We start from the raw sequence: 15,317 nt of genomic DNA, 5'->3' as shown, positions 1-15,317 counted from the left end.
CCGCGGCAGCTGCGCCGCGGCCGTGACACGGGGGAGAGCCAGGGCATGCGGCTGCACGTCGACCGGCGCCACGCGCGCGTCCTCGAACTCCTGCGGGAGCGCGGCACGCTGCGTGTCGCCGATCTCGCCGACGAGCTGGGCGTCTCCCCGGTGACGCTCCGCCGCGACGTGGAGACCCTCGCGGCGCAGGGCCGACTGCACCGGCTGCACGGCGCCGTCGTCTGGCCGGGCGACACCGCACGGACGGCGCCCGGTCCCGCCGAGACGCCGGACGGGAGGGGCAGGCAGGCGCAGGGGATCGTCGTCGGCATGGTCGTGCCGACGACCGAGTACTACTACTCCGACGTCGTGCGCGGTGCCCGCGAGGCCGTCGAGGCGCGGGGTGCCCGGCTCGTCGTCGCGCTCTCCCACTACCTGCCGGGCGAGGACTCCGTCCAGGTCGACCGGCTGCTCGCCGCGGGCGTCGACGGACTGCTCCTGACGCCGAGCTGGGAGACCGGCGTGCCGGGTCCCGGGGAGGGGCTGCGGATCACGGAGCGGCCGGTGCCCACGGTCCTCGTGGAGCGCTCCGCGCCGCACGGCCATCCGGCCGCCGCCCTCGACCGGGTCCGCTCCGACCACGCCCACGGCGCCGCCGAGGCCGTCCGCCACCTCGCCGCGCTCGGTCACCGCACCATCGCCCTCGCGGCCCAGGAGTCGCCCACCAGCGCCCGGTTGAGGAGCGGCTACGAGGCGGCCGTGGCGGCGCTCGGCCTGCGCTCCGCGCCGGAGCCGTCGCGCACGCCCGCCACCACGGAGGCCGAGCGCTTCGAGCGGACCTTCGGCCACCTGCGCGACGCGGTCGAGCAGCACGGGGTGAGCGCTGCGATCCTGCACAGCGACGCCGACGCGATCGTCGTCGTCCCCCGCCTGCGGGCGTACGGCGTGCGCGTCCCCGAGGACCTCGCCGTCATCACGTACGACGACGAGGTCGCCGCCCTCGCGGACCTGCCGCTGACCGCGGTGGCCCCGGCCAAGCGGGCGGTGGGCCGGCACGCCGCGGAACTGCTGCTGTCCCGGCTCACCGCGCCGGACGGCTGCGGCGGGCCGGGTCAACACCTCGACATCCTGCCGGAGTTGCGGGTCAGGGAGTCGTGCGGGGCACCGGTCAGTTCAGCCTGACCACGACCTTCTGCGACACGCCCCCGGCGGCGCTCAGATCACCGAAGGTCAGCTGCAGCTCCCGGCCCGTCCGCACCCCGGTCACCGACCCCGGCTTCGACGTCACGGACCTGACCGGGCGCCGCCACGTCAGCGTGGCGCCGGTGACGGTCCGGTTCGGATCGCTGACGCTGACCGTCGCCGTGCCGTCCCTGCGCTCCCGGATCTGCACGATCAGCGGGGCGTCCACGCTCACCTTGCCGGCCGTGCCCGGCTCCCAGAACGTCACTCCGGTGAAGCCGAGCGACGGCACCCGAACCCCTTGCTGGGCAGCGGAGTTGACGGTGACGGCGAGCCAGTCGCGGTCCGCCGCACGGGCCGCCGTGCGCGCCTCGGTCGCGCCCGGCAGCAGGACGTAGGCGTAGTGGGCGTCCGCCGGGTCCGTCCCGTGGTCGGCGAGCAGGGTGACGTACCGGCGCGTGACCGGGTCGGCCGACCCGCCGCCGTTGATGTCCTTCCAGCTGCCCGTGCGCTCCTCGCGCAGCGCCGTCAGGGGCGCCCCGCCGGGGAAGACGTACCCGCCGTGCCCGGCCAGATGGGCCCAACGCGCCCTCGGGAAGTCCGCGTTCCAGGCCTGCGAGACCGGCTGCGGCCGCCCGTCGACAGTCAGCCGTGCCGTGCCCGACACCCCCAGGTTCCGGTTGTCGACGACGCTCTCCACGCCCGCGCCGTCCGTACTCGTGATCCCGGCGCCGAGGCAGACGACCGCGTCGTCCAGGAAGAACCACGACTTGCGGCCCCTGAGCGTCGAGGAGAGTCCGCGCAGGTCCTGCGCCACCGTCCCGTACGTGCCGTCCGTCGCGCCGCCCACCCAGGTGGTGTCCGGCCGGGCCGCACCCCACGTGCCGCCTTCGGCGTCCGCGAGCGGCTTGCGCGACACGGTCGTGCCGGGCAGCCGGTAGGGGTCCACGGTCGGCCAGTAGCCGTCGCTGTACTGTCCGCCGCCCGTGCTGTCGCCGTCGGCCCACCAGTAGAGCATTCCCGAACCGGTGTGCCAGCCGCGGACGTTCTCGCCGTTGCCGTTCTCGTAGAACGTGATCGCCTTCGACGCCATCGACACCGAGGCGGTGAACCGGCCCGAGCGGTGCGCGGCGCGCGCCATCGCCGGGAACACCTGGTGCCCGGCCGGTTCGGCGGCCGGCTTCACGCCGGAGTCACCGAGCAGCGTCGCCACGCGGGACAGCGCGGCGACACCGAGCGTGCGGCCCGTCGTCACGTCGCTGTAGCGGTCGCGGGTGAACCAGCCCTTGGCGAGCCCCTGCCAGCGCGCGTTCTCCTCCGCGCTCGCGCCCTGCCCGAGCAGCAGGATCGAGGCGATGATCGCGTGCCCGCGGGAGTGGTCGTCCTGCTGGACCTTGAGCTGGTCGGTGGCGACCAGGCCGCGGCTGATCGCCCGCCCGGACACGTTGTCGACCATCAGCCCGTCGTGCAGGAACGGCGCGTAGGCACTCTCCACCGAGTCGAGGAAGATCTGCCGTCCGCTGTCGGTGATCGCCCAGGTGGAGCCGCCGAGCAGGGCGAACAGCTTGCTCAGGCCGTCGATGAGGACCGCGCCGTACGAGCCCGTGTACGGCACGTACGTGTGCTGGATCAGCGAGCCGTCCGCGTAGAGGCCGTCGCCCGAGGTGACGTAGGGGAACACCGGCGAGATGGCGTCGCGGGCCAGGGCGACCTTCGCCGCCGTGCCGTCGAGGATGCCGCGCAGCGCCAGGACGCGGCACAGGTCGATGCGGTTGGCGCCGGTGCTGGTGCCTGTGTACTTCGCGACGAGCGAGTCGGGCACGAAGTGGTCGATCGCCTCGACCGCCGCCGTCAGCTGCGCGGCGCTCAGGTGCTCGTACATGAGGATCGCGATGTCCAGCAGCCGCTGCGGGGCGCCTATCTGGAAGTTGTACCAGTTCCCGTACTGGGCCTGGGACTTGTTGTAGACCTGGCTGCCCAGGTGGTCCACGGCGGTGAGCACGGCCGCCTTGAGGGACGCGTCGCCGGTCAGTCCGGTGCCGGGCTGGCAGAACGCCTCCGCCATCACCCGGACCCGCTCGTAGCTGGTCTGGATCTTCTCCGAGTAGCCGTACGACTCCGTGTCCGTGTCGGGCTCCGGATCGCCGAACACGGCGTCCGGCCAGAGCGATCCGGTCACCGGGTTCATCGCGCCCTGCCACGTTCTGGCCTGGGTGCCGAGCGTGGCGAGCTTCGACCTGAACGGCTCGGCGGTCGGGCTGAACCCCTCGCCGAGGTACAACGACCGCCAGCGGGACCGCAGTTGGGCGAACTCGTCCTCGGCGGCCGAGGCCTGCCGGGGCAGTCCGACGGCGAGCGCGGCACCGACGGCCGCGCTCGTGGCGAGGAAGGCGCGACGGGACCAGAACGGCGAGAGGACAGGAAGCGACGGCGACGTCATGAAGAGCTCCGGGATGCTGGAGGGTCCGCTGGGAGTAAGCGGTTTCTAGCACCCGGCGATTCAAACGCTCAAGAGAATCGGCCGAATTGATCGTTTCGATCGTTCGGTGAGCAGTGGGCGGGCAGAGGGTGGAGCGGGGTCAGTCGCCGATCCACACCGTCGTGATGTTGCAGAACTCCTGGATGCCGTGGCCCGACAGCTCCCGCCCGTACCCGGAGCGCTTGGCGCCGCCGAAGGGGAGCGCGGGGTGCGACGCCGTCATGCCGTTCACGAAGACGCCGCCCGCCTGACTGTCCTGGACGAACCGCTCGATCTCGTCCTCGTCGCCGGTCCACAGGTTGGAGCTCAGCCCGAACGGGGTGTCGTTCGCGACGGCGATCGCCTCGTCCAGGTCCGCGACCCGGTACAGCGTCGCCACGGGACCGAACGTCTCCTCGCGGTGGATCCGCATCTCCGGCGTGATGTCGGCGAGGACGGTCGGCTCGTAGAACCAGCCGCGGTCGGCGAAGTCCTTCGGCCGCTGCCCGCCGCACAGCACCGTCGCGCCGCTCTCGACGGCGTCGTCGACCAGTTCCTCCAGGTCCGTGCGGCCCTGTTCGCTGGCGAGCGGACCGACGTCCGTGTCCTCGTCGAGCGGGTCACCGACGCGCAGCGCCCGCATCCCCTCGACGAAGGCTTCCCGGAACCGGTCGAAGACGTCCTCGTGGACGATGAACCGCTTCGCCGCGATGCACGACTGCCCGTTGTTCTGCACCCGCGCGGTGACCGCCGTCCTGGCCGCCTTCTCGACGTCCGCCGACGGCAGGACCACGTACGGGTCGCTGCCGCCCAGCTCCAGGACCGTCTTCTTCACCTCGTCGCCCGCGACCGAGGCCACCGAGCGGCCCGCGGGCTCGCTGCCGGTGAGGGTGGCCGCGGCCACCCGCTCGTCGCGCAGCACCCCCTCGACCGCCCCGGATCCGATGAGGAGCGTCTGGAAGCAGCCCTCGGGGAACCCGGCCCTGCGGAACAGGTCCTCCAGGTAGAGCGCGGTCTGCGGCACGTTCGACGCGTGCTTGAGCAGGCCCACGTTCCCCGCCATCAGAGCGGGCGCCGCGAACCGGACGACCTGCCACAGCGGGAAGTTCCACGGCATCACCGCGAGCACCACGCCCAGCGGCCGGTAGCGGACGTGCGCGCGGGCCGCGCCGGAGTCCTTCACGTCGGGCTCGGCCGGGTGCTCGTCGGCGAGCAGGTGCTGTGCGTTCTCGGCGTACCAGCGCATCGTCTTCGCACACTTCGCGGCCTCGGCGCGGGCGGCGGCGACCGGTTTGCCCATCTCCGTCGTCATCGTCCTGGCGATGTCGGGGGTGTCCGCGTCCAGCAGGTCGGCGGCCCGCTGCAGCAGCCGCGCCCGGTCGAAGAACGTCGTCGTCCGGTACGACGCGAACGCCTCCGCCGCCCGGGCCAGCTTCTGCTCGACGTCCTCGGGGGAGAGGGCGTCGAACGTCTTCAGCGTCTCGCCGTTCGCGGGGTTGACCGTCGCGATGGGCATGGGAAGACCTCCTGTGCACGGTTCCTTCGACCTTCCCGCGCGGCGCGGCGCCGCGCAACGCGGGCCGCTCCGGGTACCCGGCGCGCCGTACGTCAGACGTGCTTCTCGGACGTGCCCGCAGACGTGCCCGCCAGACGTGCCCGCAGAGCTGCCTCTCCGACCTGCCCTTCGTCGGACCGGCCGTCAGAGGTGGTCGGCGAGCCGGTCCAGGAACACCGTCTGCGCCGTGACCACGACGCCGCGCGCCGCGTCCAGGCCGAACCACGCCACCCGGTCCAGCTCGGGGAACTCCGCCGTCCGGCCGGAACCGCGCGGCCACTCCATCGTGAACGTGCCGGGCGCCACGTCCGCGGGGTCGAGATCGCCCTCCACCGCCCACACCGTCACGTGCTTGCCGCCCGACTGGACGGTGTCGCCCAGCGGCAGCGGGGTCCCGTCGGGCGCCGGCAGCCCCAGCTCCTCCGTGAACTCGCGGCGGGCCGCGTCCCACGGGGTCTCGTCGTCCCCGTACTCGCCCTTCGGCACGCTCCAGGCGCCCGCGTCCTTGCGCGCCCAGAACGGGCCGCCCATGTGCCCGAGCAGCACCTTGGGCCCGGTGGGCGTGCGGCGGAAGAGGAGCAGACCCGCGCTGCGTTTCGTTCGCTTCGTCCCGTCGGTCATGCCGTCAGTCTCGGTGCAGATACCGGATGACCGCGAGTACGCGGCGGTTCTGGTCCTCGGACGCGGGCAGCCCGAGCTTCCCGAAGATCGCCGCGACGTGCTTCTCGACCGTGCCCGCCGACACGTGCAGGGACTGGGCGATCGCGGCGTTCGAGCGGCCCTCGGCCATCAGGGTCAGCACCTCGCGCTCCCGGCCGGTCAGCGAGGCGATCTCCTCCGTGCGCCGGCCCGCCCCGGCCAGCTGGGTGACCACCTCCGGGTCGAGGGCGGTGCCGCCCGCCGCGACCCGGGCGAGCGCGTCCGTGAACTCGGCGACGTTCGCCACCCGCTCCTTGAGCAGGTACCCGACGCCCGCCGACCCCTCGGCCAGCAGCCGCGTCGCGTACTTCGTCTCGACGTACTGGGAGAACAGCAGGACGCCCGTGCCGGGGTGGTCACGGCGGATGTCGATCGCGGCGCGCAGCCCGTCGTCCGTGTGCGTCGGGGGCATCCGGATGTCGACGACCGTCACGTCCGGGCGGTGCTCGGCGACGGCGGCCCGCAGCGCGTCGGCGTCCGCCACGGCCGCCGCGACCTCGTGCCCGCGCATCGTCAGCATCTGGGCCAGCAGTTCCCGCAGGACGGCCGCGTCCTCGGCGATGACTACGCGCATGCGCCGGATCTTCTCACAGGGGTCTCCTCGTGGTGACGTCCCGGGGCTCCGCCCCGGACCCCGCTCCTCAATCGCCGGAGGGGCTCGGTGTGGCTCATGCGTGCAGCGGCAGGTCGACCGTCACCCGTGTCGGGCCGCCCTCCGGGCTCGTCACCTCCAGCGTGCCGTCCACCGTCCGCACCCGCTGCACCAGTCCGGCGAGTCCGCCCTCGTCGACCAGCCGCGCGCCGCCCCGCCCGTCGTCCGTCACCCGCAGCCTCAACGTGCCGTCGCCCGCCGCGAGTTCCATGCCGCAGCGGGTCGCCCCGCTGTGCTTGATGACGTTGGTCAGGAGCTCCGCCGCGCAGAAGTAGGCGAGGCTCTCGATCGCCGGGGTCGGCCGCTCGGGCACGTCCGTCGTCACGTCGACGGGGAGCGAGGAACGCGCGGCGAGCGTGGTGAGCGCGTCGGGGAGGCCGCCGTCCAGGGCCGGCGGATGCAGACCGCGGGAGAGGTCGCGCAGTTCGGTGAGGGCCTCGGTCGCGTTGTCCCTGGCCGTCTCGACCAGCCGCCGCAGCTCGGGACGGTCCCGGTCGTCGAGCTGTTCGCGCACCATGTCCAGGCTCATCGCGAGCGCCACGAGACGGACCTGCGCCCCGTCGTGCAGATCGCGCTCCAGACGGCGCAGGCGGGCGTTCGCGTCGTCCACGGCGAGCGCGCGGGTCTCCTCCAGGTCCCGGACCCGGTCGGCCAGCCGGCCGGGGGCGAGCAGGGCGCGGACCAGGGCGAGGTCCGCCGTCGCGGCGGCCCGGGTCAGCCACGGCGCGACCAGCAGGATCGCGCAGCCCACCAGCGCGGTGCCGAGCGCGCCCGGGAGCGAGTGCACGTGCGGCGAGCCGCCCCACGGCAGCGGCGTCACCAGATTCAGGTCGTCCGGCGTGAACGCCCAGCGGATCGGCGCGATCACGTTCACCGCGCCGACCGCCCACCACGACACCGCGTACAGGCCGACCATCGCGAGCGGCAGCCGCACCAGGACGTACGCCACCGCCCGCCAGGCCGCCCCGTCCCGCAGCCGCGCCTCGGTGCGCGCGAACAGCCCGCCGGCCGGCCGCGGTCCGGCCGGCTCCGCCACCCGCACCCCCAACAGGCCCTGTGCGAGACGCCGTTGGAGCGTCCCGAGACCGCATGCCAGCGAGAGACCCGTGACCAGGAAGAGCACGCCGAGGACCGCCCCGATCAGCGTCAGGGTCAGCGCCGACCCCAGCGCGAGACAGACCACCACGAACAGGAACCCGGCGAGCGCGGGGACGGCCGACAGGAGGCAGTACGCCGCCTCCGCCCACGCCCGCCGTCGCGTGCAGGCCGGCAGGACCTCACGCATCGCGACGCACCAGCAGCCGGCCGCCCGTGCCGAGGAGCGCCGCCGTGAACAGGCACAGCACCACGAACCCGGCCCACGGCGACAGCATGCCGTCCACCGGGACGGTCACCGCGAGGGAGTTGCCCGCGATCATCGTGGGGAAGAACTTCGCCACCGCCGTGCCGGTCGTCCCGGCGAGCAGCGCCGGCAGGACGTACGTGATGCCGACGAAGACCCCGATGGCGCTCGCCGTGTGCCGGGTGATCGCACCGATGGCGATGCCCATCAGGCCGACCATCGCGAGGTAGGCGCCCGACATCAGGACCGCGCGCAGCACGTCCGGGTCGCCGAGCGAGGGATGCGGGACGTCCGCGGCGAGCGCCGCACGGCCCGCGAGGAACGCCACGAACGTGACCGACTCGCCGACCAGCAGGGCGAGTCCGCCGAAGACGGCCGCCTTCGCGGTGAGCGCGAGACGCCGGTCGGGCACCGCGGCGAGCGTGGCGCGGATGGTGCCCGACGCGTACTCACCGGTGACGACCAGGACCCCGAGCACCCCGACGATCAGCTGGCCGAGGGCCACCCCGGCCAGGACGTTGTTCGTCGGATCGAAGCTCGCCACCTTCGAAGCGCCGTGCGGCGCCTTGGTGTTGGCCATCGTCACGACCCCCATGGCGATCATGCCGACGACCGTCAGGAGCAGCGCCCAGGACGTCGAGCGCAGGGTGCGCAGTTTGATCCACTCCATCCGGGCGGCCGCCCGGAAGCCGTAGTGGCCGGTGAGTGCGGGCGCGTACGCCGTCGTGGTCATCGTGCTCCTCCTGCCTGGTACGCCGCCGCGTCTCCGGTCAGCGCGAAGAACGCCTCTTCCAACGACCGCCCGGACGCGGTCAGTTCGGCCACCGACGTGTCCGCGAGCAGCCTGCCCCGTCCGATCACCAGGAGGTGGTCGGCGGTGAGCGCCATCTCGCTGATGAGGTGGCTCGACAGCAGGACCGTACGGCCCTCGGCCGCGAGCGAGCGCATCAACTCGCGTATCCAGCGCACCCCTTCGGGATCGAGCCCGTTCACCGGCTCGTCGAGGAGCAGCACCGCCGGATCGCCGAGGAGCGCCGCCGCGATGCCGAGCCGCTGCGCCATGCCCAGCGAGAACGACCCGGCCCTGCGGCCCGCGACCGACGCCAGGCCGACCGTCTCCAGGACCACGTCGACCCGGGACGGGTCGATGTCGCCGCCCGCGGCGAGCGCCGCGAGATGGCCGCGCGCGCTGCGCCCCGGATGGAACGTGCGGGCCTCCAGGAGCGCCCCCACCTCCCGCAGCGGCCAGCGCAGTTCCGCGTACGGCCGCCCGCCGATGGTGGCGTGCCCGGCGTCCGGCCGGTCCAGGCCCATGAGCATGCGCAGGGTGGTGGACTTGCCGGAGCCGTTCGGGCCGAGGAACCCCGTCACGCTGCCGGGACGCACCCGGAAGCTCAGCTCATCGACGGCGACCGTCCCGCCGTACCGTTTGGTGAGACCCCTGGCCTCGATCATCACGACCCCCTGTTCCGTCGCCGCGTGGTGTGCGATCTGGTGTCCGATCTGGTGTGATCCACGCTAGGGACGGCGAGGGAGCGCCGGAACGAGGTTGTCCTCCGACCCCGTTGGGGGAAAACCCCCAGGCCGGGCGCCGGTCAGAGCCGGGACCTCGGCAGGATGCCGAGCGCGGCGGCGTCCGCGAGGTGCTGGCCGAGCCGCAGCTGCAGCGGCCCCGGCGGACCCGGCCGCTCCGAGAGCAGACTGAGCGAACCGAAGGACCGGTCCGCGGCCCGCAGCGGCACCGCCACCACGCACGCGAACCCCAGGGACCGCGCCATCGCCGTGTACGAGGGCCAGTTGGCCCGCGCGTACGGATGCGCCAGCGGTACCCCGCGGATCGGCATCGCGGAGGCCCGGCAGTCCGCGCCGGGCCCCTCGCCCCAGGACAGCGCGGCCCGCTCGAGCCGCAGGCCGCGGTTGTCCGACGCCGCCACCTCGACCCGCCCGGTCGGCGGTTTGAGCACGGCCGCCGCCGACGGCACCCCGAGCAGCGACACACAGGTGCCCACGAGCGCGGCGATGGCCTGGGGACCGCCCCGCACGGCGGCGTCCGCCACTTCGACGAAGGCCGTCGCGAGCCGCTCGCTGTCCACCTGGTACGCCTCGTACGGCACGCCGCGCATGACGTCCCCCTCGACCCGACCTCGTCCGCCCCGCACCCCGCATGTCCGCCCACCCGGCGCAGGGCCCGGTGGGCGGACTTTGCAGAAGGGGTATGCCCGGTGGATGGACCGCCCGAACCGTTCCACCGGCACGCCCCGCACGGCTGTCTCACATGTGCACGGCGCCCTCGCCGGCCACGGCCTTCGGCCGGCCCGGCCGGTACAGCACCAGCGTGACCACGAAACCGATCGCGAAGAACAGCGCCGACCACCAGTACGCCGTCGAGTAGCTCTCCATCGACGCCTGCGCGCGCACCTGCGGGGTGGGCTGCTTGCCGACGAGGTAGTTCGTCGCGGCGCTCGTGGCGAGTGTGTTGAGCAGCGCCGTACCGATCGAACCGCCCACCTGCTGGCTGGTGTTGACCATCGCGGAGGCCACGCCCGCGTCGTGCGCGGCGATCCCGGCGGTCGCGAGGTTCATCGCGGTGGCGAAGATCAGGCCGAGGCCGATACCGGCGACGAGCAGCGGCGGCAGCACGTGCGCCGCGTAACTGCTGGTCAGGTCCAGCGACGTCAGCCACGCCATGGCCACGGCGGACAGCGCCATGCCGAGCGGCACGATCGGTTTCGGCCCGAGCCTCGGCACGAGGGAGTTCGTGGCGACGACCGACGAGACGACCATGCAGGCGACCATCGGCAGGAAGGAGACACCGGTGATCACCGGCGAGTAGCCGAGGATCTGCTGGAGGTAGTACGTCAGGAACAGGAACACGCCGAACATGCCCGCACCGGAGATGAACATCGCCAGGTACGAGGCGCCGCGGTCCCGGTCGAGGACGACGCGCAGCGGCAGCAGCGGATGCGCGGCCCGCGTCTCCCACCAGGCGAACGCGACGAGCAGCAGCGCGCCGACGACGAGGAAGCCCCAGGTCTGCACGTCGCCCCAGGCGTGCGTCTCCGCGTTCGAGAAGCCGTAGACGATGCAGAACAGGCCGACCGAGACCAGGATCGTGCCGGGCACGTCCAGCTTCGGCCGGTCCGCGGGCCGGCCGCCGTGCAGCAGCCGTGCCCCGCCGATCATGGCGACGACCGCGAACGCGAGGTTCACGTAGAGGCACCAGCGCCAGTCCAGGTACTCGGTCAGCACGCCGCCGAGCAGCAGGCCGACGGCGCCGCCCGCGCCCGCGATGGCACCGTAGATGCCGAACGCCTTGGCGCGTTCCTTCGGGTCCGTGAACGTCGTGGTGAGCAGCGACAGGGCGGCCGGTGCGAGCAGCGCGCCGAACACGCCCTGCAGGGCCCGCGCGCCCACCAGCATCCCGAAGCTCGTCGCCGCGCCGCCGAACGCGGACGCCGCCGCGAACCCGGCCAGACCGGCGAGGAAGACCGCCTTGCGGCCCACGAGGTCCGCGACGCGCCCGCCGAGCAGCAGCAGGCTGCCGAAGGCGAGCGCGTAGGCGGTGACGATCCACTGCCGGTTGCCGTCGGAGAAGCCCAGGTCCTGCTGGGCCGACGGCAGGGCGATGTTCACGATCGTCGCGTCCAGGACGACCATCAGCTGCGCGATGCCGATGACACCGAGGATCAGCCAGCGGTGCTCGTGCGCGCCGCCGCCCGCGTACGGGGCACCGCCGGGTGGCGCGGACCGTGCGCCGGGTTCGGCGGTGGAGCCTGCGGATTCGGCGGACTCGGCGGATTCGGGCGAGCGATCCATGGTGGCCTCCAGACACCCACAAACCCCCCGCTCGTGCTCGTCCACCACGCTAAGCGCCCGGCTCACGGACGGCGACCGGGGAGGGAACGGGACCGTTCACCACGCCCCGGACCGCCCGCGGGCGCCGGGCTCTCAGCGGATCTGCTCGTCGACCGCCGTCGACCCCTCGGACGAGGTCCGGGGCCCGGGCACGGCCGCGGCCGCCGGCGCCGACCTGGAGCGGAACAGCCGCTGGGCGAGGGGCTCCGTGTAGCGCGCCGTGAGCGGGCCGACGATCACCAGGATCAGCACGTACGCCGTCGCCAGCGGGCCGAGCCGCGGCTCGATGCCGGACGTCACGGCGAGACCGGCGATCACGATGGAGAACTCGCCGCGTGCCACGAGCGCGCCACCGGCCCGCCAGCGGCCCTTCACGGAGACGCCGGCCCGGCGGGCCGCCCACCACCCGGTGAAGATCTTCGTGCAGGCCGTGACGACGGCGAGCACCAGCGCGGGCAGCAGCACCGGAGGAATGCTCGCGGGATCGGTGTGCAGGCCGAAGAACACGAAGAACACGGCGGCGAACAGGTCGCGCAGCGGCGACAGCAGCGTGTGCGTGCCCTCCGCGACCTCGCCGGACAGGGCGATGCCGACGAGGAACGCGCCCACCGCGGCGGACACCTGGAGCTGCTGGGCCAGGCCCGCGACGAGGATCGTCAGGCCCAGCACGACCAGGAGCAGCTTCTCCGGATCGTCGCTGGAGACGAACCGGGAGATGTGCCGCCCGTACCGGACCGCGACGAACAGCACGAGGCCCGCGGCGCCCAGCGCGATGGCGAGCGTGAGACCGCCCGCGGCCCAGCCCACCCCGGCCAGCAGCGCCGTGATGATGGGCAGGTACACCGCCATCGCCAGGTCCTCGAGCACGAGGATGCTGAGGATCACCGGCGTCTCGCGGTTGCCGAGCCGCCCCAGGTCGCCGAGCACCTTGGCGATCACACCGGACGACGAGATCCAGGTGACACCGGCGAGCACGACGGCCGCGACCGGCCCCCAGCCCATGAGCAGCGCGGCGGCCGCGCCGGGCAGCGCGTTGAACGTCATGTCGACGAGCCCCGCCGGGTACTGCGTCTTGAGATTGCTGACGAGGTCGCTCGCCGTGTACTCGAGGCCGAGCATCAGCAGGAGCAGGATGACGCCTATCTCGGCGCCGATGGCGACGAACTCCTCGCTCGCGCCGAGCGGCAGCAGACCGCCCTCGCCGAACGCGAGGCCCGCGAGGAGGTACAGCGGGATCGGCGAGAAGCGCAGCCGCCCGGCGAGCCGGCCGAGGAGGCCGAGCGCCAGGATGATCGCCCCGAACTCGATGAGGAAGACAGCGGAATGCATCCGATCACTCCCGACCCAGGATCGTGGCCGCCGCCTCGACGCCCTCGCGGGTACCGATCACGATGACCGTGTCGCCGCCCGCCAGCCGGAAGTCGGGGGTCGGCGACGGGATCGCCTCGGCGCGGCGCAGCACCGCCACGATCGAGGCGCCGGTCTCGGTGCGCATCTGCGTCTCGCCGAGCAGCCGGCCGTTCCAGTGCGAGACGCCGGGGATCTCGATGCGCTCGGCGACGAGCCCCAGATCGGTGGTATGCAGCAGGTTCGGGCTGTGGTGCGAGGGCATCAACGCGTCGATGAGGTACGCCGCTTCGCCCGAGGTCAGCTTGAGCGACAGGGCACACGCGTCGGGGTCGTCGGCCCGGTACGCGCTGAGCGTACGGCCTCCGTCCCGGTGCGCCACGACGGACAGTTGGCGTTGTTCGCGGGTGGTCAGGTCGTAGCGGAAGCCGATTCCCGGCAGTGGTGTCCGGCTCAGGCGTGAAGCGGGCACGTCTCTCCCCTTGTCCGTGCGTATCCGTGAGTTCCGGGCTGCGGTCCCGGACGCCATTACATGGCGGATGCATCTTTCAGCGCTCGAGTCACCTTATACTGCTCAACTTTTGGCAAAGAAACGGTCAGCCGTCGAGGGGTGGGTGCGCGGCCAGCACGGCGTCCACGGTGTCCGCCTGATCGGCCGTCTTGTCGTCCCGGTAGCGCACGACGCGCGCGAACCGCAGCGTGACACCCGCCGGGTAGCGGGTCGACCGCTGCAGTCCGTCGTAGGCGATCTCGACGACCAGCTCGGGCCGCACGGTCACGACGTGCCCGTCGTCGTTCACCGCCAGCTCCCGCAGCCGCTCGGTCTGCCAGGCCAGCAGCGCGTCGGTGAGCCCCTTGAACGTCTTGCCGAGCATCGCGTACGAGCCGTCGGCGCGCCGCGCGCCCAGGTGCAGGTTGGACAGCTTTCCGGTGCGCCGCCCGTGCCCCCACTCGGCCGCGAGCACCACCAGGTCCAGGGTGTGGACCGGCTTCACCTTCAGCCACGACGCACCACGGCGCCCCGCACTGTACGGCGCCTCAAGACCCTTGACGACGACGCCTTCGTGGCCGCGCCCGAGCGTGGCGGTGAAGAACTCCTCGGCGGCGGCGCGCTGTTCGGCGTCGGACTCGTCCCCGACGACGAGGCGCCGCACCCGCATCGGCTCGGGGACGAGGCCCGCCAGCCGTTCGTGCCGCTGCCCGTACGGCAGGTCCAGCAGGTCCTGCCCGTCGACGGACAGCACGTCGAAGAACACGGGGGAGACCGGCAGCGCCTCGGCCGCCCGTGCCACGTCCACCCGCGACCCGACCCGCCCGGCCACCTCCTGGAACGCCCGCGGCCGCCCGTCCGCGTCCAGCGAGACGACCTCCCCGTCGAGGATGAACCGGCCGGCCGCCAACCCGGCTGCCGCGGCGGTCACTTCGGGCAGCCGGTCGGTGATGTCGTCGAGCGTGCGCGTGTAGACCCGGACCTCGTCCCCGTCCCGGTGCACCTGTACGCGGATGCCGTCGAGCTTCTCCTCCACGGCGCAGGCCGCCAGCTTGTCCAGCGCCTCACCGACCGACGACGCGCTGTGCGCCAGCATCGGCAGCACCGGCCGTCCCACCGTCAGCCGGAACGCGTCGAGCGCGCCGGGACCGTCCGCGAGCAGCGCTCGCGCGACCGGCTGCAGACCGCCCGCCAGCATCACCGCGCGCCGCACGTCCGCCGGGGGAGCGTCCGTCGCCCGCGCCAGCCCGTCCAGGGCCACCGCGTCCAGCGCGCCCTGCCGCACCTCGCCGGTCACCAGGCCGAACAGGAACCGCTGCTCGTCCTCCGTGGCCGCACCCATCAACTCGCCCACGAGACGCTTGCGTTCGGCCTGCGAACCGGCGCCGGAGACATCGCCGATGACGGTCAGCGCGGCGTCCACGTCCTGCACCGTCAGCCGGGGTTCGGCGGCCGGGTCGACCCGCTCGCTCAGCACCCGCCAGCCCACGCCGAGACGCCCCTGCGGGAGCCGTCCGGCCAGGTAGGGGATGACGATCGGCACGTCGTCGGGCTCGGCGTCCCGGAACAGTTCGGCGAGCAGCGCGGTCTTCCGGGACCGCGCCGAGGTGGCGGCGACCTCCTGGGACACCTGAGCGAGCCGGGCGAACAACATGCAGCCATGGTGCAACGTGCGGGGGTGGGGCGCACGGGCGCGTGGGGCCGCGTGGGGCGGGGCGGGGTTATCCGACGCGGCAGATGTAGAGGGGGCCGAGCCAG

13 protein-coding genes are annotated in these 15,317 nt (G+C 73.2%); 1 reads left to right on the top strand and 12 read right to left on the bottom strand.

Annotation, left to right across the window (positions count from 1 at the left end; translation table 11 throughout):
• Positions 1 to 45: 45 nt before the first annotated feature.
• A complete protein-coding gene (locus M4J07_RS16855) occupies positions 46 to 1,161 on the top strand; it encodes a substrate-binding domain-containing protein (RefSeq protein ID WP_255972727.1) in 1,116 nt (371 codons plus the stop codon).
• On the opposite strand, the gene M4J07_RS16850 is transcribed toward M4J07_RS16855, so the two are convergent.
• The 12 genes from M4J07_RS16850 to M4J07_RS16795 all read right to left on the bottom strand — a co-directional run bounded on the left by M4J07_RS16850 (position 1,148) and on the right by M4J07_RS16795 (position 15,213).
• Entirely contained in the window at positions 1,148 to 3,601 is a 2,454-nt protein-coding gene (locus tag M4J07_RS16850) for a polysaccharide lyase 8 family protein (RefSeq protein WP_255972661.1), read from the bottom strand. The genes M4J07_RS16855 and M4J07_RS16850 overlap by 14 nt on opposite strands.
• A 139-nt stretch (positions 3,602 to 3,740) precedes the next feature.
• Entirely contained in the window at positions 3,741 to 5,135 is a 1,395-nt protein-coding gene (locus tag M4J07_RS16845; RefSeq protein ID WP_255972659.1) for an NADP-dependent succinic semialdehyde dehydrogenase, read from the bottom strand.
• A 183-nt stretch (positions 5,136 to 5,318) separates the two neighbouring features.
• Positions 5,319 to 5,795, bottom strand: coding sequence for an NUDIX domain-containing protein (locus M4J07_RS16840; protein ID WP_255972657.1), 477 nt, complete (start codon positions 5,793 to 5,795; stop codon positions 5,319 to 5,321).
• Positions 5,796 to 5,799: 4 nt separating this feature from the next.
• A complete protein-coding gene (locus tag M4J07_RS16835; RefSeq protein ID WP_255972655.1) occupies positions 5,800 to 6,447 on the bottom strand; it encodes a response regulator transcription factor in 648 nt (215 codons plus the stop codon).
• A gap of 94 nt (positions 6,448 to 6,541) precedes the next feature.
• Positions 6,542 to 7,810, bottom strand: a complete 1,269-nt coding sequence (locus M4J07_RS16830) for a sensor histidine kinase (protein ID WP_255972653.1) — start codon at positions 7,808 to 7,810, stop codon at positions 6,542 to 6,544.
• Positions 7,803 to 8,600, bottom strand: a complete 798-nt coding sequence (locus tag M4J07_RS16825; protein WP_255972651.1) for an ABC transporter permease — start codon at positions 8,598 to 8,600, stop codon at positions 7,803 to 7,805. Before M4J07_RS16825 ends, M4J07_RS16830 begins: the two co-directional genes overlap by 8 nt.
• Complete coding sequence (locus M4J07_RS16820) at positions 8,597 to 9,322, bottom strand: ABC transporter ATP-binding protein (protein ID WP_255972649.1); 726 nt, start codon at positions 9,320 to 9,322, stop codon at positions 8,597 to 8,599. Before M4J07_RS16820 ends, M4J07_RS16825 begins: the two co-directional genes overlap by 4 nt.
• Positions 9,323 to 9,462: 140 nt before the next feature.
• Positions 9,463 to 9,990 (bottom strand): GAF domain-containing protein, encoded by a 528-nt coding sequence (locus tag M4J07_RS16815; protein ID WP_255972647.1) that lies wholly within the window; start codon positions 9,988 to 9,990, stop codon positions 9,463 to 9,465.
• Between the two features lie 148 nt (positions 9,991 to 10,138).
• Positions 10,139 to 11,683 carry an MFS transporter gene (locus M4J07_RS16810; RefSeq protein WP_255972645.1) on the bottom strand — a complete coding sequence of 515 codons (1,545 nt, stop codon included), beginning with the start codon at positions 11,681 to 11,683 and terminating at the stop codon, positions 10,139 to 10,141.
• Between the two features lie 132 nt (positions 11,684 to 11,815).
• The gene (locus tag M4J07_RS16805) at positions 11,816 to 13,051 is read right to left on the bottom strand and encodes a cation:proton antiporter (protein ID WP_255972644.1); all 1,236 of its coding nucleotides are present in this window, start codon (positions 13,049 to 13,051) and stop codon (positions 11,816 to 11,818) included.
• A gap of 4 nt (positions 13,052 to 13,055) precedes the next feature.
• Entirely contained in the window at positions 13,056 to 13,541 is a 486-nt protein-coding gene (locus M4J07_RS16800) for a cation:proton antiporter regulatory subunit (protein WP_255972642.1), read from the bottom strand.
• 124 nt (positions 13,542 to 13,665) lie between these two features.
• Positions 13,666 to 15,213, bottom strand: coding sequence for an ATP-dependent DNA ligase (locus M4J07_RS16795; protein ID WP_255972640.1), 1,548 nt, complete (start codon positions 15,211 to 15,213; stop codon positions 13,666 to 13,668).
• Positions 15,214 to 15,317: the final 104 nt, after the last annotated feature.

The organism is Streptomyces longispororuber (assembly GCF_024448165.1).
Classification (GTDB): Bacteria; Actinomycetota; Actinomycetes; order Streptomycetales; family Streptomycetaceae; genus Streptomyces; species Streptomyces longispororuber_A.
The sequence above is the reverse complement of the archived record's forward strand: the minus strand, read 5'-3'. Positions and strand labels throughout refer to the sequence as shown.